The organism is Nostoc sp. T09 (assembly GCF_002154695.1).
Lineage (GTDB): Bacteria > Cyanobacteriota > Cyanobacteriia > Cyanobacteriales > Nostocaceae > Aulosira.
This window is the reverse complement of record NZ_MTAV01000086.1, coordinates 54864-78406: the sequence shown is the minus strand read 5'-3', so window position 1 is coordinate 78406 and position 23543 is coordinate 54864. Positions and strand designations below refer to the sequence as shown.

Annotated in this window: 16 protein-coding genes and 1 pseudogene; 14 read left to right on the top strand and 3 right to left on the bottom strand. The window is 43.2% G+C overall.

What is annotated here, in order from left to right; translation table 11 throughout:
• Positions 1 to 40 precede the first annotated feature (40 nt).
• The 3 genes and pseudogenes from BV372_RS18365 to BV372_RS18355 all read left to right on the top strand — a co-directional run bounded on the left by BV372_RS18365 (position 41) and on the right by BV372_RS18355 (position 2558).
• Positions 41 to 941, top strand: a pseudogene (locus tag BV372_RS18365) (IS982 family transposase).
• A 240-nt stretch (positions 942 to 1181) separates the two neighbouring features.
• The gene (tadA, locus tag BV372_RS18360; RefSeq protein ID WP_086687930.1) at positions 1182 to 1667 is read left to right on the top strand and encodes a tRNA adenosine(34) deaminase TadA; all 486 of its coding nucleotides are present in this window, start codon (positions 1182 to 1184) and stop codon (positions 1665 to 1667) included.
• Between the two features lie 111 nt (positions 1668 to 1778).
• Complete coding sequence (locus BV372_RS18355) at positions 1779 to 2558, top strand: 1-acyl-sn-glycerol-3-phosphate acyltransferase (protein WP_256973315.1); 780 nt, start codon at positions 1779 to 1781, stop codon at positions 2556 to 2558.
• Between the two features lie 185 nt (positions 2559 to 2743).
• Here BV372_RS18355 and BV372_RS18350 read toward each other — a convergent pair whose 3' ends face one another.
• A complete protein-coding gene (locus BV372_RS18350; protein WP_086687928.1) occupies positions 2744 to 4846 on the bottom strand; it encodes a S8 family serine peptidase in 2103 nt (700 codons plus the stop codon).
• A gap of 171 nt (positions 4847 to 5017) precedes the next feature.
• Between BV372_RS18350 and BV372_RS18345 the strand changes: the two genes are divergently transcribed.
• The 5 genes from BV372_RS18345 to BV372_RS18325 all read left to right on the top strand — a co-directional run bounded on the left by BV372_RS18345 (position 5018) and on the right by BV372_RS18325 (position 10084).
• On the top strand, positions 5018 to 5617 hold the full coding sequence (locus tag BV372_RS18345) for a hypothetical protein (RefSeq protein WP_086687935.1): 600 nt from the start codon (positions 5018 to 5020) through the stop codon (positions 5615 to 5617).
• A gap of 207 nt (positions 5618 to 5824) precedes the next feature.
• Entirely contained in the window at positions 5825 to 6082 is a 258-nt protein-coding gene (locus BV372_RS18340; protein ID WP_086687927.1) for a BolA family protein, read from the top strand.
• A gap of 227 nt (positions 6083 to 6309) precedes the next feature.
• Complete coding sequence (grxD, locus tag BV372_RS18335; RefSeq protein ID WP_086687926.1) at positions 6310 to 6633, top strand: Grx4 family monothiol glutaredoxin; 324 nt, start codon at positions 6310 to 6312, stop codon at positions 6631 to 6633.
• A 1261-nt stretch (positions 6634 to 7894) separates the two neighbouring features.
• Positions 7895 to 9142: an RNA polymerase sigma factor SigC gene (gene sigC / locus BV372_RS18330; protein ID WP_086687925.1), complete on the top strand. Its 1248-nt coding sequence runs from the start codon at positions 7895 to 7897 to the stop codon at positions 9140 to 9142.
• Between the two features lie 486 nt (positions 9143 to 9628).
• Positions 9629 to 10084 (top strand): Fur family transcriptional regulator, encoded by a 456-nt coding sequence (locus BV372_RS18325; RefSeq protein ID WP_086687924.1) that lies wholly within the window; start codon positions 9629 to 9631, stop codon positions 10082 to 10084.
• 129 nt (positions 10085 to 10213) lie between these two features.
• On the opposite strand, the gene BV372_RS18320 is transcribed toward BV372_RS18325, so the two are convergent.
• Positions 10214 to 11419 carry a peptidoglycan-binding protein gene (locus tag BV372_RS18320; protein ID WP_086687923.1) on the bottom strand — a complete coding sequence of 402 codons (1206 nt, stop codon included), beginning with the start codon at positions 11417 to 11419 and terminating at the stop codon, positions 10214 to 10216.
• A gap of 18 nt (positions 11420 to 11437) precedes the next feature.
• Positions 11438 to 15304, bottom strand: coding sequence for a cobaltochelatase subunit CobN (gene cobN, locus BV372_RS18315; protein ID WP_086687922.1), 3867 nt, complete (start codon positions 15302 to 15304; stop codon positions 11438 to 11440).
• A gap of 88 nt (positions 15305 to 15392) precedes the next feature.
• Here cobN and BV372_RS18310 point away from each other — a divergent pair, with 88 nt between their 5' ends.
• The 6 genes from BV372_RS18310 to ftsH3 all read left to right on the top strand — a co-directional run bounded on the left by BV372_RS18310 (position 15393) and on the right by ftsH3 (position 23224).
• On the top strand, positions 15393 to 17519 hold the full coding sequence (locus BV372_RS18310; protein WP_086687921.1) for a GAF domain-containing sensor histidine kinase: 2127 nt from the start codon (positions 15393 to 15395) through the stop codon (positions 17517 to 17519).
• A 54-nt stretch (positions 17520 to 17573) separates the two neighbouring features.
• Positions 17574 to 18251: an N-acetylmannosamine-6-phosphate 2-epimerase gene (locus BV372_RS18305; protein ID WP_086687920.1), complete on the top strand. Its 678-nt coding sequence runs from the start codon at positions 17574 to 17576 to the stop codon at positions 18249 to 18251.
• Positions 18248 to 19465 (top strand): acetate kinase, encoded by a 1218-nt coding sequence (locus BV372_RS18300; protein WP_086687919.1) that lies wholly within the window; start codon positions 18248 to 18250, stop codon positions 19463 to 19465. The genes BV372_RS18305 and BV372_RS18300 overlap by 4 nt, the downstream gene beginning before the upstream one ends.
• A gap of 128 nt (positions 19466 to 19593) precedes the next feature.
• On the top strand, positions 19594 to 20379 hold the full coding sequence (locus tag BV372_RS18295; RefSeq protein WP_086687918.1) for a hypothetical protein: 786 nt from the start codon (positions 19594 to 19596) through the stop codon (positions 20377 to 20379).
• A gap of 104 nt (positions 20380 to 20483) precedes the next feature.
• Entirely contained in the window at positions 20484 to 21272 is a 789-nt protein-coding gene (locus BV372_RS18290; RefSeq protein WP_086687917.1) for an aminotransferase class IV, read from the top strand.
• A 113-nt stretch (positions 21273 to 21385) separates the two neighbouring features.
• Positions 21386 to 23224: an ATP-dependent zinc metalloprotease FtsH3 gene (gene ftsH3 / locus BV372_RS18285; protein WP_086687916.1), complete on the top strand. Its 1839-nt coding sequence runs from the start codon at positions 21386 to 21388 to the stop codon at positions 23222 to 23224.
• Positions 23225 to 23543: the final 319 nt, after the last annotated feature.

Here is a 23543-nt window from a genome sequence, read left to right as displayed (position 1 = left end):
TAGTAAGCTGAAAATAACAACAAATCCAGCAACCTGCCCTATGTTTAGTTTAGATGCTTTGTTTTGTCATGTAGATGATTTCTGTAAAGCATTTGAAGCGCAATGGCACAAACAACTGTTAAAACATGGAGGAATTAAACGTATTCGCACTAAAAGCCTTTGTTTAAGTGAAATTATCACAATTGTGATTGCTTTTCATCAAAATCACTACCGGAACTTCAAGCATTTTTATTTGAATCACGTCAAGCAGCAATGGAGTTCTGCTTTTCCAGGCCTTCCGAGTTATCAAAGATTTATTGAATGGATACCATCAACCTTGATACCGTTGTGTGTCTATCTCAAGCATTGTTTTGGACGATGTACGGGTATCGGTTTTATCGATTCAACCAGCTTGAAGGTATGCCATAACCGTCGGATTCCTCGGCATAAGGTGTTTGAGGGTTTAGCCTCTCGTGGCAAAACTTCTGTGGATTGGTTTTTTGGCTTTAAGCTTCATCTGGTCGTCAATGAACTTGGTCAACTCTTAAATGTGGCTCTGACTCCTGGTAACATTGATGACCGTAAACCTGTGCCGGATTTACTGCGTGAGTTGTTTGGCAAAATATTTGGCGTTAGCGAAGCTTACCGAAGGTATCGCGGCTATGTTTCTGAAAAACTCGCTTCTCAGCTTTTGGAACAGTTCGGAATCCAATTTTTTGCGCTTACCCCGTCGCAATATGAAGAATAGGCTGATGCGTCTTCATGACAAGCTTTTGTCCCGTAAACGCTCAATTATTGAGACGATTAACGACCAACTCAAAAACATTTCTCAGATTGAACATTCAAGACACCGAAGCCCCGTTAATTTTTGCGTTAACGTTCTGTGCGGATTAATTGCTTATTGCCACCAACCTAAAAAACCTAGCCTTCAGATGGACTGGCTTTTATCTCAAACAGCTTAACCCGAACTCAGGTAAATTAGCCTCAAGAGGCTGGTTGGATAGTTCCAAGCTAAAACGAAATTTAAAATCAAATCAGCCCGCTTCAGCGGGCTTTGTAATACTATCTCGTAGTAAGTAGTTTAGTGTTTTTCACTGTAAGCTAGCTTGTAGTTAACACCTCAGTATTTTTAGTCGCTTTAGTGACTACTAGGAACTAAAGTTTGTGAGTTATGGCTACATAGAATTTTTAGCAATAATCCTATGATAATTGAATACCCAGAGTATCTTGTCCATCGGCAATGGATGAGTCGTGCCTTAGAATTGGCACAAGCAGCAGGTGAAGCTGGAGAAGTCCCTGTAGGAGCTGCGATCGTTGATGCTTCAGGTAATCTGTTGGCGGAAGGTGAAAACAGAAAAGAACGCGACAAAGACCCCACGGCTCACGCAGAAGTTCTCGCTCTGAGAGCCGCTGCTAAAACTTTACAAAATTGGCGTCTCAATCAATGCACCCTGTATGTAACTTTAGAACCTTGCCCAATGTGTGCCGGTGCTATTATACACGCACGTATCGGATTGCTGGTATATGGAGTAGACGATACAAAAACTGGTGCAATACGTACTGTTACCAACATCCCCGATAGTGCTGCCTCTAATCATCGCCTACAAGTCATTGGAGGCGTTTTAGAGTCTGCTTGTCGTCAGCAATTGCAAGCTTGGTTTGCTACCCGACGGCATCAGCAAAATTAGCAGACAGAGATAAAACTGTCCAATAGGTAGGACACAAGTCATGAAAGAAAATCTACGGTGTAGTTAATCAAGGTTTCGTCACATTTTATCTGACAATCAGCAGCCACCATCATGATGGAAATTTACTCTGCTAATCCTACCTCTCAGCAAAAACTAGCAAATACCCCCGCAAATACCCAGGTGGCTTATACTACCTCTGCTACCTCGCGGGTTTCTCCCTGGTTAGCGCCTCTGGCATATCTATTAGGACGCCACTTTCTCTTACCCTTGTTCTTTGGACGCATTACAATCATTGGGCAAGAAAATATTCCAAGAACTGGTCCTGTAATTCTTGCTCCTACACACCGTGCTCGTTGGGATGCACTGCTTGTACCCTATGCTGCGATCGCTTGTAAGATAAAAAAAGACCTGCGATTTATGGTGACTAGTAGCGAATGCAAAGGATTGCAAGGTTGGTTTGTCCGCCGCTTAGGGGGCTTTCCTGTCGATCCTAAACACCCTTCAATTACTACCTTGCGGCATGGAGTTGAGCTGCTTCAGCAGCAAAAAACCTTAGTGATCTTCCCCGAAGGCGGTATTTACCGTGATGGTGATGTCCACCCATTAAAGCCTGGAATTGCTCGTCTAGCTTTGAGTGCTGAATCTAGTCAGCCAGATTTGGGAATTAGAATTATACCTATTAGTATCAATTACAGCCAAACTTATCCAAACTGGGGTACAGATGTAATTATTCATATTGGAGCAGCAATAAAAGTTGCAGATTACAGTAATGGTTGTGTAAAACAAAATGCTAAATGCTTAACTAGTGATTTAGCTAAAGTTTTGCAACAACTCAACCACCAAGAATCAGAAATTTCTAGTCACACATTTGCTGAAATTCCTAATTCTTGATTTTGTTATTAGTCATTAGTCATTTGTCCTGTGTCAACAGTATTTGAGGATTTTGGGTGAAAATTCCTTATAAATATGCCATTCCAGGAATCTCAAACAATCTTACTTATGTTAATTTGGTATCATTTTTCTTTTATTTCATACCTATAACCAATGACTAATGACCAATGACTAATAACCAATAACTAAATACTCAAATTTAATTCCCAGCTATTCAACTGACCGACATCTTGCGGCGCATAATCGATGAGCCATAATTGCCAGCGTCCTGTAGCTGAGAAGGATAGCAACTGTTTGAGGGCTGGGTGCGATCGCACTGTATAAGTTGTTTGTAAATTGGTGCGGCGACCCAAGGTGCGATTTTGCAATAAAACTTGTTGATTATTGGGTGCAATTAAATAAATTTCTAAATCGCCTAAAAAATCATGGGTGATGTTAACTGTTACTTGAATATCTTGGACTAAACTCGCCTCAGAAATGGCGATCGCACTTTTTATTCCCTGTTTGTTATTATCTGGAATTCCGATTTGGTTGTCATTTTTGCCCTTGATTTGCTTGCTAGCAGTTGATGCACCTGTACGCATTTGCTGTGCTGTTTGCACTGCTTTAGCAGCATTTACCTTGCCATAACCAAACCATTGAGAATGACCATTACTGTCGTAAGTACCTTCTCGTAAACCCAGTTGGGGGTCAGGGTTGGTGTCCAAAATTTTATCAGTAGTTTCTTGTAATATGCGCCTGACTTGTTGGGCTGTTAAGTCAGGATTTGCTGACAACATTAATGCTGCCACACCTGCGACTACAGGCGTGGCTCCAGAAGTCCCGCCAAAGTTGCGGGTAAAGTCACCAGGGTCGTAACCTGCGGCTCCCAATTGGTCACTGGTAAGCATTCCTAATCCTGAAAGAGAAGTTGCGATCGCAGGTTGTGTTTCCATAAACCCAGCTTCCTGAAACCATATACCAGGAGGAGCATTGTTGCTAGGAGCACATACTGCAATATTAGTTCCCCAATTACTGTAAGCTGATTTCTTACCGAAGCTTGTAGAAGCAGCAACAGCCATCACATCTGTATGTACCGCAAAACCACTTAACCAATCTGTATTACCCGCTAACAGATTTTTGGGCCAATTGCGCTCGTAAACAGTACCGTCAATTGGGCGGTTAGCATTGCCCGCAGCAAACAAAATCACGCAACCTTTACCATTACGCCCTTTGGTTGCAGCGCGGGTAATAGCAGCACGTTGACGCAAAGATAGCGGAAAATAAAGCGCAGATGCTCCCCAACTGCAAGAAATCACACTAGCGCCCTTGTCTATTGCCCAATTGAATATATCCTCAATTGATTCATCATCCAAAAACCCGGTGGTGCGAATTGGCATTAATGCACAACCAGGGGCAACCCCAACAATTCCTTTACCATTTTCTTCAGCTACAGCTATCCCTGCACAAGCTGTACCGTGGCTAGTTTCCTGTTCATCAGGCAAAGGTAAAAAGTCATTTTCTTTTAAATCTCTAGGGGCGACAATCTTACCACTGCCTTGGAAATCTGGATGGTTCAAATCAAAAGAATCATCAACCACAGCCACAACTACAGAACGTACACCGCGAGTGATATCCCAAGCTTTTTCCACAGAAATATGAGAACCAACTGCTAACTGGTTACCGCCATTATGGTTGAGATACCATTGCTGGGGATAAAGAGGGTCACGCGGTTTGTAGTGAGTCTCCTGCCTTACAAGGATATTAGGTTCAGCAGCTAATACTTCTTTTAGTCCTTGCAACTGGTTAGCAATTTTGATGGGATTTTCTGTAGCTTGTTTACTAACACGAAACACAAAAGTATTAGGCAGACCAAGAACTGGTTTTTCTTGGATTAGGTTAAATCCAGTGGTGAGAGTATTTATCTGAGTGTCGTCAACGCTAATAGCAAATTGAATTGTGATTTGGTCGTTGAGATAAACAAAAGTTCCAGGATTATCTTTGAGTTTGTAAATATGACTAGCAAAAGCAACATTTTGGTCAGCACGTGCTTGGGACATTGCTGTTTCTAACTGGTTGGCTGCTACCGTAAAAAGTTCTAGCCTTGCTTGGGGAATGCTGCGTTGCCAAGTCCCCCAACTAACCTGAGATAATTCTTGGGGAGGAATATCATTAACAAAACGGATGGTGAAACGATCCAAAGCCTTTTCTAAAATCAATTCTTCACCACCGCGTTGTAATATCATTCCCAGATTGATCGCTGGTATACCTATGTTGGTAGAATTAGAGGAATTGACGGGATCATTCATAGGAGCAATTTTAGATACTATGATTAAGGGCTAAGGGAACTCAATCAGGCTGATTTTCAGTCTAAAACAAAGAAACTTAGTATGTTGCTTTGCTTGGTCAAAGACAAAAACAGAGTTAAGATACCCGAAGTTTCCATTACTTTTTATATATTTGTCGCACGAATTGATCCCATGAACCTAGCTGCTGCTGTTCCCTGGATTCGCTTCACTTCTTTATCGCTCATAGCAGGCCTCAGTCTGCTATCACCTGTTAATGCTCAGGTAATCCAGCTACCGAGCAATAACCAACCACAACCAATTGATCCCAACAATCCAAATAACCTGCGTCCTGTATCGCAAAATAGTACCCTGCTGAGTATTGAAAGCGGGCAGCGTCTCCTCAAAGAAGCAGAAGCTGCTGTTTCTTCCCAAAAATATGACGTAGCTGCGAAGAAACTCCAAGAAGCACGTCAGGTTTTTAATCAGCTATCTAATTTTTATCAAGATCTCAACTCTAGTTTTTCTGGAATTGACAACAGAGTTTCTGATTCTCAGCGACAAAAAGCTAGAGATACCGCCCAACTAAGAGATGAAGCTACATATAGGCTGGCATTGGTACATCGAGCACAAAATCAATCAGAATTAGCCGTACCTTTGCTAATACAAATTATCAAAAGTCAAAATCCAACACGGGATTTAGGCAAGAAAGCCTACCAACAGTTATATGAGTTAGGTTTTGTGGATGCCCCCTATCCTCGGCAAGGTGGTAGTTCTTCTTCATCTCAAAAATAATCAAATTTAGCAATCTTCCTTTTTGTGGGAGGCATGGCTTGTCAATGTCCTAATGGTAGGATAGAGTTACCTGCCGTCTGTTTAGGCATTAACGAAAACGCGTGCCTAGAGCGCGTCGCTCCTTAAGCTTGCCAAAACTTGCAAGTGGTAAAGGCGATCGCTCTATATCTGTTAATAATAGAAAAGAAGTTTTTTTCAGGAATTGCGATGATTAGTCCGCAACAGGTTGAGGCAATGATCAAAGCGGAACTGCCAGACGCCCTGGTTCAGGTGCAAGATTTGACTGGTGGTGGTGACCACTATCAAGTGACAGTAGTTTCATCGCAGTTTGCAAACAAGAGGCTGGTGCAACAGCATCAGTTAGTTTACGGTGCATTGCGGCAAGCTATGTCAACTGAAGCGATTCATGCTCTGGCAGTAAAAACTTATACTCCCGAAGCTTGGCAGGCAACAGCCGCTTCTTAGCAGTTTAAATACTGACGATTGAACACCAGGCGCACGCCAGTTGCTACCCTGTGGAGTGCATTGGGAGCTCGCACAACGAACTGGCTCCTCAAGTAGGGAAACCCCTTTCGGCAGTTCTTCCAGGGGGGAAACCCGCGCAACGGACTGGCTCCCCAAGACCAGACTGCCCCACCACGCGGCTGGCTCCTCTCGGTTATAAGCAAAAGTAAGTAGGAAACGGAAAAACCATGACGCCAGAACTCAAAGAAAAAATTGACACCTTGGTACAGCAAAACAAGATTTTGGTTTTCATGAAGGGAACCAAGTTAATGCCCCAATGTGGTTTCTCCAACAACGTTGTGCAGATTCTTAACACGCTGGGTGTTCCCTTCGAGACTGTTGATGTCCTCTCAGATTCTGAAATTCGTCAAGGAATTAAAGAATATTCCAACTGGCCAACAATTCCCCAAGTCTTTATTGATGGTGAATTCGTTGGTGGTTCAGACATCTTAATTGAACTGTACCAGAAAGGCGAATTACAACAATTAGTAGAAGTAGCACTAGCTTCGTAAAAAGCATCAATATCCTCTAACGCTCAATTAGAGGATATGTTGTGTTAACGGATTTTCACTAATCCAGAAAACTGTCAGGTGATTTAAATTACCTGGCAGTTTTCCAAAGCATAGGATGATTTTCTTTAATATCAGGTTCGCTTGAAAGACTGATTGTTAAGACTGGCATGGAGATGCAAAGACGCAGAGACGCGAAGAATCAGCGCTTTTAGTAGGGTTAGGGAGCGGTAGCGCCAAAAGACGATCACGCATACTGCATAGCAGAACCCGAAGTTAGCGAGAGTTGTGAATAATAAGTGATTATCTTCAGTTGATATCACTAGAGATTTACCTCTACTGTAAAAATCCTAGTTGATGATTAAGAACCACAGGTAAACACTGCTAAATATTTTGTATTCGTTATGCAATACAAATCTTTCTAGACCTGCGTTGGCCTTCTAAATAGTTGTGCCTGCACCTACCACTCTATTGATTTGAAAGAGTACTACCTTTCCCCAGTCGAAGACGCTGCGTGTAGCTAGCTTTTGTGCAAGAGTAAGCAGTTTCCTTAATGAGCGCTACAAATATTGAATAATTTACTTTTTGGTATTCCCTTATCAGTTGTCAGTAAACATTGACAACTGATGTTTGTATTGTAAAAGATGTTCAAAATTTGGTGCTGGTTCAAATTTACCGCTATTTTCCAGTATGCAAACCCTAGCCCCCAATCCCCCATTCCTTTGGAAATTCAGAATTCAGTACCACTCTTGAGAATACTGAGACAGTAAGGGCTTGGTATTAGCACTTCAGCGTTACTACTAACGCACTGATCATGACAATTACTTACTGTTCTTACCAAATATTCCCTAGAGAAAAATTAGCAAATTGTCAGGATAGTACTTCTATCCCCGTGTAGATATGACTATGCCGATTATGAACATGATTTTTACTGAAATATGTTTATACCACGTTACTTTTGTAACAGTCAAGTCCCATCAAAGTTGAAATGTTGAAAAGGTATTTGAAAGCTTAAAGGCTAGCTGTAGATGTGAATAGCTATTGGTTCAATCAGAGTGCTACAGCCGCCGACTATTTCGGTAGTCATGTTTAAAAACCCATCAGTACAGTTTTTTTTAGATTTTTTTTTAAAAAAACTGTAATGTAACTCTCAACCGTGTTAGTTCATCTTGAATCACGGGAACAATAGCAACAGTTAATTAGCTGACCATAATTTTTAGCTGACCGTAATCTATTGTTACCTGGAGCCATTGAGACGATCTTTATGCCAGCAACATCTTTTTACGCAGATGCCCCCTACAATGCCCCAAAATCCCAGCATATCCTAAACCGAGATCTCACGGTTGACGACGAGTTACCTGTAGACGATTTGCAGGATTTGGAATTGGCTTCTGTCGATCCTGCTCATTTTGCCGCGAACACCAACCGTAGGAGTACAGACCTAGTACGGTTATATCTTCAAGAGATTGGTCGGGTTCGGTTGTTAGGGCGGGATGAGGAAGTTTCAGAAGCTCAAAAAGTCCAGCGTTACTTACGTATGCGGATAGTACTTGCTAATGCCGCTAAGCAAGGAGATGCAGTCATTGAGCCTTATCTGCACTTAATTGAAGTTCAGGAGCGTTTAGCATCTGAACTAGGACATCGACCATCTTTAGAAAGGTGGGCTAGCACTGCTGGTGTGAACGTGTCGGATTTGAAGCCAATTTTGTCAGAAGGCAAGCGTCGCTGGGCAGAAATTGCCAAGATAACTGTGGAAGAACTGGAGCAAATTCAATCTCAAGGACTCCAGTCCAAAGAACACATGATCAAGGCTAATCTTCGTTTAGTAGTGTCTGTTGCTAAGAAGTATCAAAATCGGGGACTAGAATTGTTGGATCTAGTCCAAGAAGGCACACTAGGCTTGGAGCGAGCTGTAGAGAAATTTGACCCAACTAAGGGTTATCGCTTTAGCACCTACGCCTACTGGTGGATTCGTCAGGGGATTACAAGGGCGATCGCTACTTCCAGTCGAACAATTCGCCTCCCTGTTCACATTACCGAAAAGCTGAACAAAATCAAAAAAGCCCAACGCAAAATTGCTCAAGAAAAAGGTCGTACTCCGACGCTGGAAGACCTAGCTATTGAGTTAGAAATGACTCCTACTCAAGTACGGGAAGTCTTGTTAAGAGTGCCTCGCTCTGTTTCTCTAGAAACCAAGGTAGGTAAAGATAAAGACACAGAGTTAGGGGAATTACTAGAAACTGACAGTGTCACCCCAGAAGAACTATTAATGCGAGAATCTTTACAAAGAGACTTGCAACATCTGTTGTCAGATTTAACAAGCCGCGAGCGTGATGTAATTCTCATGCGGTTTGGTTTGGCAGATGGTCATCCCTACTCTTTAGCGGAAATTGGCCGCGCTCTTGATTTATCGCGGGAACGAGTACGGCAAATCGAATCCAAAGCTTTACAAAAGCTACGTCAACCAAAACGACGTAACCTGATCCGCGACTATTTAGAATCTCTGAGCTAGTTAATACTGAAGTGAACAAAATCCAAGTAGATGGATTGTTGAACACCATGTTGCTATCCTAGCCTGAGTTCGGAAACGAGTACGTCGAACGGCAAACCACTATGTGAGCGTCTTGGGATGTCTCCTTTAGAGTAAAGTCGGCGGAGCCTTTCAACAGTTGTTTATGGGGAAACCCCAAAACGCTGCTACCTTAACAACGCACTGGCTCCTCTGAACTATTTATCGGTAACCGAGTTGCTTGATCCCCGTTGCCAAAATCTCTGTTTAGTTTATGGCAAATTATTTTCATTTAATTAGGCTGGAGTTTTGCGAACTCTACTTTTAAGACGCTTTGATAGCGGGGATCATCTATTACTTTGGTTCATCAAAATTTCATAAATTATTCTTCAGTCTTTAATAAAGATTCTCAATAAGTGATGGTTGTTGCAAATTGCTCAAAATATTTGCTATATTCTCAACTATTAGGCTTTGTTGAGAAAAATTAGTATGACTGTTTACACTTCTACTTCACTCAAAGCAGAATTAAACGACCGAGGTTGGCGTTTAACTCCTCAACGTGAAACAATTCTACACATTTTCCAAGAACTTCCGCAAGGTGAACACCTCAGTGCCGAGGATCTTTATCATCGATTAGAAACTGACGGTGAAGGCATAAGTCTGTCAACTATTTATCGGACTTTAAAGTTGATGGCCAGGATGGGTATTTTACGGGAATTAGAGCTGGGAGAAGGACATAAACATTACGAACTTAATCAGCCTTACCCCCATCACCACCATCACCTCATCTGTGTCAGATGTAACAGTACGATTGAGTTTAAAAACGACTCAATTTTGAAAATCGGAGCAAAAACTGCTCAAAAAGAAGGTTTCCATCTTCTTGATTGTCAGCTAACTATCCATGCAGTATGCCCCAAGTGCCAAAGGGCACTTATGCCGTTATAGCACCTGGGTGGGATAACAAGGCGGAGCCTCAATCTAATCAAAATATGGAATTTTGAGCAGTTTCTTATTCGCTGTTATCGGAGGTAGCAATCAGTTGGGGACATCTTACTGCCAGTACTTAAGCGGATGCTAAAAGCGTCCGCTTCTTATATCACTGAGACTGATACCGTAAAATTCTTGGGCTTGCTTAATCGCTTTTTTGGTATCGTCTGCCATGACTCCGTTAAGTTGACCTTTGTAAAAGCCCTTTTCCTGTAATCGCCTTTGAATTTCCAAGACACTAAACTCACTTTTAGGAGCATTAGTCACCAAGCTATATAACTTAGCTCTGGTCGTTGGGCCAGCAACACCACTAGGTGCTAAATAGTTAGCGGCTTGAAATCGGCGGACAGCATCTGCCGTATAGGGGCCATAGTAGCCGTTTGGCTCTCCCTCTAAATATCCAGCTTTGATCAAATGTTCTTGGAGAACGCGAACTGCTTCACCGCGATCGCCGATGCGTAGTTTATCTCGATCAACCACTGCTTTGGGCGTATCTTCACCACCACCAAGACCAATTGGCGGCAGCTTTCCTATTGTTGCGGGTCCGACAACACCATCAGCATCTAATTTGTATGCCTCTTGGAATCGCTTGACTGCTTCTTCAGTAATCGGGCCAAATATACCTGTGGCGTTACCGTAGTAAAAGCCAGCAATTCGCAACCGTTCTTGCAGAACTCTGACCTCTTCACCTTCATCGCCTCTAACAAGGTAATTGGAATTGCTGCGCTTGCTAGCGGATGCCGTAGCAACAGTAGTTTTTTTAGCTGTTGTTGTATTAGCTGTTGTATTTGTGGTACTGGGTTTTTTCGTCTGTGTAGTTGTGCTGACAACAGTAGGTTTAGTAGCTGAGTTGCTATTACTAGGTTTTTTAGCCTGTGTACTTGTACTTACAGCCTTTGGACGCCAGCTTTCTAATTTTTGCAGGGTAGTGGCTCCGACGACACCATCTACTGGTAAACCAGCTGATTTTTGGAAGCGCCGGACAGCATCTTCTGTAGGGAAGTCATAGATTTGAGTAACGGGAGCTTGATAAAACCCTACTCTTTTTAACTGTTGTTGTAGATTCCTGACAGAAGGGCCTTGATCGCCTCGTTCTAATGCCATGACGCTACTAACAGCACTGAGAATAGACAAGGTGAGAGCAAGAGGTAACATATACCTCCAAGCCCTTCCAGAAAGCCGTTTCCAGTCTGGTGTTGCTGCTGTGTTAAACAGAGAGCTAAGGGAAACCAATTCGCTGGGTTGGCTGTCTTCGTAAGCAAAAGCTAGGTGGAAATACGCGAGGTTGTCCATATTCGGTTCCTACACCACTTATTGTTCTTCTATCGCTGCTTCAGCTTGATGTACGAGATTTCGTAACATTTCTAATGTTTGTGTATTTACATCCTGCCATAAATCGCGCTGGTATGATTCTAATAGTCTCTCAGCAATATCACGCAATGCCCAAGGATTTTTTTTGTAAATAAATTCTGACACAATCGGATCGAGTAAATAAGCTTGTAATATCCCGTGATACATATAGTCTTCCACACATTGAGCTGTAGCATCATAGGCAAAAAGAAAATCCATTGTTGCTGCCATTTCAAATGCTCCTTTATAACCGTGGCGCATCATTCCTGCAATCCATTTAGGATTGACTACACGAGAACGATATACTCGGGCAATTTCTTCTTTGAGTAGGCGGACTCGTGGTTGAGCAGTAATAGAATTATCACCAAAATAAGTTTGGGGGTTCTTTCCTTGAAGCGATCGCACTGCGGCTGTTAAACCACCCTGAAATTGGTAATAATCATCCGAATCAAGCAAGTCGTGTTCGCGGTTATCTTGGTTGTGCAAGACAACTTGTGTCTGCATCAAACGTTTCTTCAAGGCTTCGGGTGCAGAAATGCCCACTAAGCCCCCTTGTTCTTGAGGGGAACTAGCGTTAGTGTAGGCGTAAGAACTCCAGTTGATGTAGGCACGAGCTAAATCCTGGTCATCTGTCCAATTTTGCGATTCAATTAAGCCTTGGAGTCCAGCACCGTAAGCACCTGGTTTAGAACCAAATATGCGGTAGCGCGATCGCACAATTGCTTCTTCTGAAGTTAAACCTTGTGCAGTCCAAAAATCAGTATCTTGGAGAACTTGCGCTGCTAGCGGGTTTTGCTCTGGCGGTTCGTCTAACGCCGCTACTGCTTGTACGGCTGAGTCAAATAAATCAATCAAGTTGGGAAAAGCATCTCTAAAGAATCCAGAAATTCGTAAAGTGACATCGACACGAGGTCTTCCTAAAACTGACAGTGGCAAAATTTCAAAATCTACTACACGCCTTGCTGCACCATCCCATACAGGTTGCACACCCAACAACGCTAACGCCTCCGCGATATCATCACCTCCAGTTCGCATGGTGGCAGTGCCCCAAACTGATAATGCTAGTGTTTTGGGATACTCACCATTATCTTGTGTATAACGCTCAATCAAGGTTTCAGCTGCTTTTCTACCGATATCCCAGGCTGTCTCTGTAGGCAAGGCGCGAATATCGACAGAGTAAAAGTTTTTACCAGTGGGTAAAACTTCTGGACGACCACGTGTGGGTGCGCCAGATGCGGCACTCTGGATATATCTGCCATCGAGTCCGCGTAATAAGTTAGTAATTTCTTGCTGGGTTTGTTGCAAAGCTGGGAGGAGTTTTGCGGATATCCAGTTGAGAACAGCGGTGAGTGCCGAGTGGTGAGTTGTGATTTCTGAGGGTTGAGTTATGAGTTGTTCGACGAGGAAGGCAGCGTGTTCTTCTAGGAGTTCAACGATATCACCCAGAGTATGACAATTTTTACCATTGACTACTGACCATTGACCACTGACTATTGACAAATCTGCTGTCAGGGGGTCGAAATCTAAACCCCAATCTTGAGCTAAAGCGCGAGTAATGCCTATGGAATGGCGATTGGGTATGCGGGCGATCGCTACTATTAAATCGCGCAATTGCCGTCCTTGAGGACATTGCCCAAAAATGTGCAATCCATCACGAATTTGAGCTTCTTTTAATTCGCAAAGATAACCGTTGATTGAATTCAAAATTAAAAGTTCTAAATTCAAAATCTCTTGGTCATTGCTAATGCCTAAATCCTGATGTAAATTTTCTTGAAGAATTAGTTCGCGGATGCGATCGCGAATCATTGGCAATCGCACTGGATCTAAACTTTCAGCTTCATAATATTCATCAATTAAATTCTCCAATTGTTGCAGTGAACCATAGAGTTCTGCACGTGTCATTGGAGGTGTCAAATGGTCAATAATTACGGCTTGAGTGCGGCGTTTAGCTTGTGAACCTTCACCAGGATCATTGACAATAAATGGGTATAAGTGAGGCATTGGCCCCAAAGCTACTTCTGGATAACAATTACTCGATAAAGCTAAACTTTTACCCGGAAGCCATTCGAGATTTCCATGTTTTCCTACATGAACCACAGCATCCGCAGCAAAACATTCCCTTACCCAGTAATAAAAAGCTAAATAGGCTTGGGTTGGTTCCAAATCTGGTGCATGATAATTCAAACTGGGGTCAAGATCATAACCCCGTGCTGGCTGAATTCCCACAAAGACGTTACCGAGTTGAATACCAGGGATGGGCATGGGGCATGGGGCATTGTTATTTTCTCCTTGTCCCCAGCGCTGAGAAATACCTTGTTGTACTGGCTCTGGTAAAGTAGCGAAATAATCTTGATACTCTGACAAAGAGAGACTTTGCTGTACTGCACGCCAATCTCTACCTTCTGGATCGTTTGTCACCCCAGCAGTGAGACGTTGTATTAACTCATCGCCATCAGCAGGCAAATTTTCCACCTGATAGCCAGCCAACTGCAAAGCCTGGAGAATTTCGACACAACTAGCTGGGGTATCCAGTCCCACACCATTAGCTAGGCGGCCATCACGGTTAGGGTAATTTGCCACAATTAAGGCAATGCGCCGTTCTTGTGGTGGCTTGGAACGCAGGCGCACCCAATTGGCTGCTAGTTGGGTGACGAACTCAATGCGATCGCTCACTGGCTCATAAACTACCACATCTGTTTCTAAATTTTGATTGCGAGCTTGTACTGTCTTAAAAGAGACAGCGCGACTAATAATTCGCCCATCCACCTCTGGTAGTGCCACATTCATAGCGATATCGCGGGGAGAAAGCCCTGGCATTTGTAACTCCCACTGTTCAACGGAACCACCACTGAGGATTACTTGCAACACTGGCACATCCAATTGTTCCCACAATTCAATTTGAGGTGTTTCTGTTTCCAACCTCGCCAGAGAAAAACTGGTGGTATTGAGCAGCAGCGCAATTTGTTCCGAGTCTTTTGGCTGGAAAAACTCGCTCAATTCAACTTGGATATCCGGTTCGCGCAATGAAGAAACAAACACTGGCACTGGTTGTAAATTTTTCTCTACCAAGGCTTGGCATAAAGCATCAATTACCTTGGTATTTCCTGCCAGATAATGAGCGCGGTAGAAGAGAATGCCGACTTTGGCTTCGACTTCGCTCAGCCCAAGGGGCATGGGGCATTGGGCATTGATTATTTCCCCCTTGGCCCATTTCTCCCCACCCTCTCCCACACTCCCCACAGTCCCTTGTCCCCCTTTCCTTTTATCCCAATTCCCCAGTCCCCATTCATACAAGCCCATACGCGGAACTAACTGCGGTGGTGGAGGATTGAAAGAAGTTGATAGACAAGTATCAGCAATAAACTTGAGTGCGTTAACAAAATTATCTACACCACCTTGGTTAAAGTATTGCCAGACTTGGTTAACAATATCTAAAGGCAAGTTAGACTGAGAAATTAAATGGGGATCAAAAGCATCGTCCCCTGGCATTACAATGAGGGTTATATTATTACGTTGAACAATTTCTTGCACTACTTCTAAGCCATAAGCCCAGTAAGAACGTCCTCCTAATAGGCGCAAAATTATAATCTGGGAAAGTTCTAAAACTTGCTCTCCGTAAGTGTCAATACTAATTTGTTGCTGTAACTGCAATAAGTTTGCGACTCTTAAATCAGGGAATGTCGCAGGTAGTTTGGGAACCGCAGCTGCCAGAGTTTGAATGTCGGTATCAGCAGCCGTAATAAATACAAAGGGAGCTGGAGTTTGTTCTATAAAAATCAGGTCTTCTGACTGATTCCAACCTCCGGATGTGGCACTTACACGATGCATAATTCTGTATTACCGTCTTAAACTGTTGATTACAATACAAGAAACAACCTTTTAGCCTAGCAGCCAGCCCCTCACTAAATTCTTGAACATGCTTAGTTCTTCTGATTTGAGCTTCTCCCGAACCTTACCCTCAGATACATTTAATCAGCTTGGGGAATTGTTACAGCAGATGGCTCAAGCAGTGGAAAGTGAGGCTTTGGTGGTAACAGAAGCTGTGCTGGCAAGGATATGCGTATCTGCTGAGTGGCAGGAACAACGTTTTACATTACTAGTTTCTGAAGAGTTTAGTGCGCTTTTGGTGGGGCATTGCGTCCAGGAGCAACTGCTGTTTGGCACCACAAACTCAGTTTCTACAACGGGTGTAAGCCCAACTAATAGTTTGCTTAACGCTCTTAACCAACCTCAGCAACTTTCTTCTACATGGCACCGCAGAGGCGTCTACAGTAATCAGAACTCAGCAGAACTAACTACTAGCTTGACATTTAATTCAGAAGCGATCGCATCCTTCCTCGTAAAATTGCGAGATTTATTTGAGTCTGATTCTTATACTTACCAAAATCTTGAACGTTATAGTCAAATTCCCGCTACTAATGATGGTACGCTTCAAGGTGAATTTAGCCTCTTGTTATTAGAATATCTTCTACCGCAAATGAATCAGGAGGTTGATGTAGCAACGGCTCCAGACTATTCCATGACTTACATCTGTCAGCCTGTGGAAGATGCTCTGAAAAAACAGATTTCTCAAGAGCGACTGTTGAATCAGGTGGCAAACCAAATCCGCCGCAGCCTAGATTTATCAGTAATTATGGCGACGGCAGTTACACAAGTGCGTGAGTTTCTAGAATTAGACAGATTAGTAATTTATAAATTTGAGGATTCTAGAGGTACAAGTTTACAACATCCGTTTGACACTGCTGCCTTAAATGGCACGAACCTTCGTACAAGGCTGGGTGCTCAACGAGGAGATCCTCCCCAGTCACTCAACGGGCAATACTCACCACAAACGCCACTCAACCCCCAACCCCCACTACAAGACTATCAACAGCATGGGGGTTGTATTGTTTATGAAGTCCGGGCAACAGATACAATTCCGTCAGTGTTGAATTATAGGGAAGAAATGTGCTTTCTGCACACTTCCCAATGTTGGGAGAAGTATCGTCAAGGCTTTACCTTGGCTGTGGATGATGTCGAAAAAACTTATGCTCTAGAAGAGTGTTTGTTAACTTTTTTAAGGGAAGTCAAGGTACGAGCAAAATTAGCTGCTCCAATTATGTTTGAGGAAAAACTTTGGGGACTATTAATTGCTCATCAATGCAATAGTCCGCGAGAATGGAGTGAAAGTGAAAGGAACTTGCTGACTTCGATTGCCGAACAATTAGCGATCGCAATTCACCAATCAGAATTAATGCGATCGTTAACTCAAGAAAAACACACTCTCGAACAACGAGTTGTGGAACGCACAATGGCATTGCGTGATGCCCTTCTTGCCGCCGAAGCCGCTAGCCGCCTCAGAAATGAATTTCTCGCCACCATCAGCCATGAATTGCTGACTCCTTTAACTTATGTCATTGGCATGTCTTCTACACTGTTACGCTGGCCTTTGGGTGAGTTGAGTCAACGACAACGCGATTATCTACAAACAATCCACGACAGTGGCGAACATTTATTAGAAATGATTAATGACATCCTTGATTTATCTCAAATTGAGGCTGGCAAAACAGTTTTAAATATTACGGAATTTTCCTTAAGGAATGTGGCGGAAAATACTGTGAAAGCACTAGAAGACAAAGCTACAAACGAACAGCTGCATCTCACAGTTGATTTGCAAATTGACCCAAGACGCGATCGCTTTACTGCCGATGCTACAAGAGTAGAACAAATTATTTCAAATTTATTAGCTAATGCCATTAAATTTACGCCTCAAGGTGGCAATGTCACCTTGCGACTTTGGGTAGAAGACGACACTGCTATCTTTCAAGTAGAAGATACTGGTATTGGCATTCCTGAAGAACAATTGCCATTATTGTTTGAGAAATTTCAGCAACTAGATACACCCTATCGTCGCCGCTACGAAGGTACAGGACTTGGTTTAGCGTTAACTAAACAACTTGTGGAACTTCATCGCGGTCGAATTGAAGTAGAGTCTACTGTAGGCATTGGCTCAATTTTTACTGTCTGGATACCAGCCCAGCCGATAACGGTGGTGAGGGGATGAGTCAATAGTCAAGAGTTATTGCTTAAATAACAAATGACAAATGACAAATGACAAATGACAAACTTAAAAAAAGGACTAATTGTATCCTGTCAAGCCCCTGTTGATTCACCCTTGCATCAACCGCTAGTGATTGCAGCAATGGCACAAGCTGCTGTAAATAATGGTGCTGTAGGTGTACGCATAGATACCCCAAACCACATTAGCGCTGTGCGTGCCAGTGTGAAAGTGCCAATTATTGGGTTATGGAAGCAAGTAATAGCTGGCTTTGATGTATACATTACGCCACAGTTTCATCATGCTGTGGCTGTGGCGCAAGCTGGCGCAGACATTGTAGCCATAGATGCGACGATCAGAAGCCGCCCTGGTGATGAAAAAGTAGCACAGATGATTGCCCGAATTCATCAGGAATTAAATAAGCCAGTGATGGCAGATGTCGATACAATTGAGGCGGCAAAAGCAGCAGCGGATGCTGGAGCAGATATTGTGGGAACGACTCTTTTTGGTTACACTGCCTCAACCAAGCATCTTCAGCCTCCAGGTTGGGAACTCCTGAGCCAGATGGTAGAACAGTTAAACATTCCCGTGATTTGTGAAGGTGGTATTGCTTCACCCCAAATGGCTTGTAAAGCCTTAGGTTTAGGGGCTGATGCTGTTGTAGTTGGCACTGCAATCACTGGTATTGACATCCAAGTTAGAGCCTATCGATCAGCACTAAGTTCTGAAGAATTATGAAAATCCTTGTACTGAATGCCGGATCTAGTAGTCAAAAAAGTTGTTTGTATGAGATAACTGATGATGCTTTGCCCAAGCTAGCACCTCAACCTCTGTGGGAAGGCAAAGTCAACTGGACGCAAGACCGAGGTGTGGCAGAAATTCAGGTGAAAACAGCTACAGGTGAAGAGCTGCAAGAATCAATCTATGCGGATTCTCGACAAGCACACGTCACCTATATGCTTTATACTCTGACTCGCGGTGCCACTAAGGTGATTGGTCAGCTATCAGAAATTGATGTGGTAGGTCATCGTGTAGTACATGGTGGACAAGATTACCGTAATAGTACTGTAATTACTGAGGATGTGAAAAAAGCGATCGCTCAACTTGCGACTTTAGCACCAGCACATAATCCGGCGGCTGTAGAAGGGATAGAAGCGATAGAGAAAAGCTTAGGATCAGTAAAACAAGTAGCAGTTTTTGATACCGGATTTCATGCCACTATCCCCGATGCCGCAGCTATCTACCCCGGCCCTTATGAGTGGGTGGAACAAGGTATCCGTCGCTATGGGTTTCATGGCATCAGTCACCAATACTGCGCTCAACGTACAGCCGACATCCTCGGAAAAGATTTAGCGTCCTTGCGATTAATTACTTGTCATTTAGGCAACGGTTGCTCTTTGGCAGCTATTAAAAACGGTCGCAGCATTGATACTACTATGGGCTTCACACCCTTAGATGGGCTGATGATGGGTAGTCGTTCTGGTTCCATCGATCCGGGAATTCTAATTTACCTGCTACGACAATCTAATTATTCCGCCGAAAGTCTTGATTATGTTCTCAATAAGGCTTCTGGGTTACGTGGTATTTCTGGGATATCTAGCGATTTACGGGAAGTAATTGCGGCGATCGCCCAAGGTAACTACCGCGCCCAACTTGCTTGGGATATCTACGTACATCGCTTGCGTTCTAGTATTGGTTCTATGCTTGCCAGTTTGGGCGGATTAGATGCTTTAGTATTTACCGCAGGTGTTGGTGAAAAATCTCCTGGAATTCGCCAAGCGGTCTCGGAAGCTTTTGGGTTCTTAGGGCTGAAAATCGACCCACAGCAGAATCAAACAAACCCTGTCGATGTTGACATTGCCACCCCAGAATCAGCCGTGCGGGTATTGGTAATCCATACTCAGGAAGATTGGGCGATCGCTCAACAATGTTGGCAAATTTTGAAAAAGTAAAAAATGGCACTTACAATCTTTGTTTACCCATTCTCTGGGTTGGCATAAGCCTTGGCTGCTGATTTAGAGTGTGCTGTAATTATATATACATATAAACAACTCTAAAGCAAAAAGGTCAGTCAAGTAAAATGTTCGCTTTATACCGACAAACTATTGGTGCATATTTGACAGTTTGTTTGTGTATGTTAGGTGTTGGCTTAATGCAATATCCTCAACTGCAAAAGCTGTTAAGTAATCGAGAAACTTCTTCTTTAGAAACTCTAGAAGGAGAAATTAAAGCAGAAAAAGTTCGGCTCAATCTTCTCAAACAAATGCCCAGTTTTGGATACGATAACTTGATTGCCGATTGGGTATATATAAATTTTTTGCAATACTTTGGCGATGACGAAGCACGCCGCAAAACAGGTTACAGTTTTAGCCCTGAATATTTTGAAGTTATTCTCGGACGCGATCCACGATTTTTAGCAGCTTATCTGGGTCTATCCACCAGTACTTCTCTTTATGCTGGCCTACCTGAACGCTCTGTAGACTTGATGGAACAAAGTTTACAATTCTTATCTCCTAAAGTTCCAGAAAAATCTTATTATGCATGGCGTTACAAAGGCATAGATGAATTATTATTCTTAGGGGATTCTCAAGCTGCCAAGCAATCTTTTATCAAAACTGCTGATTGGGCTAGCAAATCTTCAGACGAAGACAGTAAGCTTATAGCTTATATTTCTCAGAAAACTACTGAATTCCTCAATCGTAATCCTGATAGTAAAATTGCTAGAATTTCTACATGGGCAATGGTATTGAATAACGTAATTGATGAAAAAAGTCGTAAAAGAGCAATTAGAGAAATCGAGGCATTAGGAGCTAAGGTAGTTTCTACTCCTGAAGGTAACAAAATTATCATGCCGGGAAAAGATTAGTAATTGGTCAAGGGTCAAGAGTCAAGAGTCAAAAGGCAAGATTTATTTCTCCTCTGCTCCCTCATCTCCCTCTGCTTCCCCATCCCCCTTTTGAGGTTAGTGTTATTTATTGGTACAACGGTAAATTAATTCAGTCCCAATCCCTAGAGTTAGATATTAACGATCCGGGGTTGCTTTACGGGGCGACAATTTTTACTACCATGCGGGTTTATGAGAACTCGCTTGATAGTAGGTTGACTAACTGGCTTTTACACTGCGATCGCTTGCTACTATCACTCAAAACTTTTGCATGGCAGCAACCAGATTGGAACCGTCTACGTCAAGGTGCAGAAATTATCCTGACTCACTTCCCGGTTCTCAGAATTACCCTGTTTTGCGATGGGCGGGAGTGGATAACGGGTAGGTTGTTACCAGAGGATTTGACCGAAAAACAAGCAAATGGTGTTGTGTGCGCTGTTACTAGTGCGGAATACAATCGCAGTCTTCCTTCTCATAAAACAGGTAACTACCTGAGTGCTTGGTTAGCCAAGACTACTAGCCAAAAATTAAATGCCCAAGAAGCGATTTTAGTAGATAGCGCGGGAAATTGGCTAGAAACCAGTACAGGTAACCTTTGGGGATGGTGTGATGGCTGTTGGTGGACACCGCCTTTAGCTGTGGGGATTTTGCCAGGAATTATGCGATCGCAGCTTGTCAAATGGCTGCAATACCAGCAACAACAAGTGAAGCAGGAACCTTGGACAATGAATTTAGTTAAAAGATTTGAAGCGATCGCCTATAGCAACAGTGTGGTGGAAATCGTCCCTATCCATACCGTTAAGCAGCCCGCAGGCTCGTTAGAATATAATCCTCACCATCCTAGTTTTAAAATAATCCGGAGTTTTTTAGCATGACAACGTCACCATTTTGATATACGTTAAGATAAGTTAACATAATTCTTAAAATTGCCCTCTCTTCTCAGAGAAGTTACGCGATCGCACGAAAAATATTAGGAGGATTCACCTCAGTGAATAAAAGATGGAGAAATGCGGGGCTGTACGCGCTGCTTTTTATAGTTGTCATTGCCTTAGGAACAGCATTCTTTGACAAGCAACCTCAAAGCAGAGAGCCATTACGTTACAGCCAGTTTATTCAAGAAGTTGAAAAAGGCAGAATAGATAAAGTCAGTTTAAGTGCAGACCGTTCTACAGCTTTGGTTACATCCAGAGACGGTAATAAAAAGGTAGTGACACTAGTCAATGACCCTGACTTAATTAATACTCTTACTGCAAAAGGCGTTGATATTTCTGTATTGCCTCAAACCGACGAAGGTTTTTGGTTTAAGGCACTCAGCAGCTTATTTTTCCCTGTATTGCTTCTAGTTGGCTTATTCTTCTTGCTACGCCGTGCTCAAAGTGGCCCAGGTAGCCAAGCGATGAACTTTGGTAAATCGAGAGCCAGAGTGCAAATGGAACCACAAACCCAGGTGACATTTGGTGATGTTGCGGGTATTGACCAAGCCAAGCTGGAACTAAATGAAGTTGTAGACTTTCTTAAAAACGCCGATCGCTTTACCGCAGTTGGCGCAAAAATTCCTAAAGGTGTATTGCTCGTTGGCCCTCCTGGTACAGGTAAAACTCTCCTAGCTCGTGCTGTGGCTGGTGAAGCTGGCGTACCATTCTTCTCCATCTCTGGTTCTGAGTTTGTCGAAATGTTCGTTGGTGTGGGTGCTTCCCGCGTCCGTGACTTGTTCGAGCAAGCCAAGTCTAATGCTCCTTGTATCGTCTTCATTGATGAAATTGACGCTGTCGGTCGTCAACGGGGTGCAGGTTTAGGCGGTGGTAACGATGAACGGGAACAAACCCTCAATCAGCTGCTCACTGAAATGGACGGCTTTGAAGGTAATACTGGTATCATCATTATTGCTGCTACCAACCGTCCTGATGTATTAGATGCAGCCTTGTTGCGTCCCGGTCGCTTTGACCGTCAAGTTGTCGTAGACCGTCCCGACTATGCCGGACGTAGCGAAATTCTCAAAGTTCACGCCCGTGGTAAGACCTTGGCGAAAGATGTGGACTTAGATAAAATCGCTCGTCGTACACCTGGTTTCACTGGTGCAGATTTATCCAACCTGTTGAATGAAGCCGCAATTTTGGCAGCACGGCGGAATTTAACCGAAATTTCGATGGATGAAATCAACGACGCGATCGATCGCGTATTAGCTGGCCCAGAGAAGAAAGACCGGGTAATGAGCGAAAAGCGCAAAACCTTGGTTGCTTATCACGAAGCTGGTCACGCTTTAGTTGGTGCTTTGATGCCCGATTATGACCCAGTTCAAAAGATTAGCATCATTCCTCGCGGTCGTGCTGGTGGTTTAACTTGGTTTACCCCTAGCGAAGACCGGATGGATACTGGCTTGTACAGCCGCGCTTATCTGGAAAATCAGATGGCAGTAGCTTTAGGCGGTCGGTTGGCCGAAGAAATAATCTTTGGTGAAGAAGAAGTTACCACTGGTGCTTCTAACGACCTGCAACAGGTAGCACGTGTTGCCCGTCAGATGGTTACACGCTTTGGTATGAGCGACAAACTCGGCCCTGTCGCTCTCGGTCGCCAGCAAGGCAATATGTTCCTTGGTCGGGATATCATGTCAGAGCGCGATTTCTCCGAAGAAACTGCTGCGGCAATTGATGAAGAAGTTCACCAACTAGTAGAAGTAGCTTACACTCGCGCTAAAGAAGTGTTAGTAAACAACCGTCACATCCTCGATCAAATCGCGCAAATGCTGGTTGATAAAGAAACAGTAGATGCCGATGAATTGCAAGAAATTCTGGCAAATAATGATGTGAAAACTGCCGCTTTTGCATAAGCAGTTTTGACTGAAATCTAAAATCTAAATTTGGGGTAATCCTGGAAAGTCCAGGGTTACCCTAATTTTTTTATAAACAAGCCAAGGAAACCCATTTATACTAAGTGTGCAACGGATAGTCACTTCCCTAATGTTATGTGTCAATAGGTGAGTATTCAGTGGTATCTACTGATGATCGCTGAAAAGAAATGCCCAATTATTAAGACTTTAGACTACTCAGATTAAAAAAGGTAAGTTATCCTTGATACAACTTACCACTAAGTTGCATAGATCAACAGTGGGAAAATTAATAGTTAGGTGTGTCTTAAAGGAAAAAATA

What these genes read in the sequence shown, in the direction of transcription:
- BV372_RS18305 (WP_086687920.1), top strand. Translation starts at nt 17,574, where the DNA reads ATGACAAACTTAAAAAAAGGACTAATTGTATCCTGTCAAGCCCCTGTT.
- BV372_RS18310 (WP_086687921.1), top strand. Translation starts at nt 15,393, where the DNA reads ATGCTTAGTTCTTCTGATTTGAGCTTCTCCCGAACCTTACCCTCAGAT.
- sigC (WP_086687925.1), top strand. Translation starts at nt 7,895, where the DNA reads ATGCCAGCAACATCTTTTTACGCAGATGCCCCCTACAATGCCCCAAAA.
- BV372_RS18295 (WP_086687918.1), top strand. Translation starts at nt 19,594, where the DNA reads ATGTTCGCTTTATACCGACAAACTATTGGTGCATATTTGACAGTTTGT.
- BV372_RS18325 (WP_086687924.1), top strand. Translation starts at nt 9,629, where the DNA reads ATGACTGTTTACACTTCTACTTCACTCAAAGCAGAATTAAACGACCGA.
- tadA (WP_086687930.1), top strand. Translation starts at nt 1,182, where the DNA reads ATGATAATTGAATACCCAGAGTATCTTGTCCATCGGCAATGGATGAGT.
- BV372_RS18300 (WP_086687919.1), top strand. Translation starts at nt 18,248, where the DNA reads ATGAAAATCCTTGTACTGAATGCCGGATCTAGTAGTCAAAAAAGTTGT.
- BV372_RS18340 (WP_086687927.1), top strand. Translation starts at nt 5,825, where the DNA reads ATGATTAGTCCGCAACAGGTTGAGGCAATGATCAAAGCGGAACTGCCA.
- BV372_RS18355 (WP_256973315.1), top strand. Translation starts at nt 1,779, where the DNA reads ATGATGGAAATTTACTCTGCTAATCCTACCTCTCAGCAAAAACTAGCA.
- BV372_RS18345 (WP_086687935.1), top strand. Translation starts at nt 5,018, where the DNA reads ATGAACCTAGCTGCTGCTGTTCCCTGGATTCGCTTCACTTCTTTATCG.
- cobN (WP_086687922.1), bottom strand. Translation starts at nt 15,304, where the DNA reads ATGCATCGTGTAAGTGCCACATCCGGAGGTTGGAATCAGTCAGAAGAC.
- BV372_RS18320 (WP_086687923.1), bottom strand. Translation starts at nt 11,419, where the DNA reads ATGGACAACCTCGCGTATTTCCACCTAGCTTTTGCTTACGAAGACAGC.
- BV372_RS18350 (WP_086687928.1), bottom strand. Translation starts at nt 4,846, where the DNA reads ATGAATGATCCCGTCAATTCCTCTAATTCTACCAACATAGGTATACCA.
- grxD (WP_086687926.1), top strand. Translation starts at nt 6,310, where the DNA reads ATGACGCCAGAACTCAAAGAAAAAATTGACACCTTGGTACAGCAAAAC.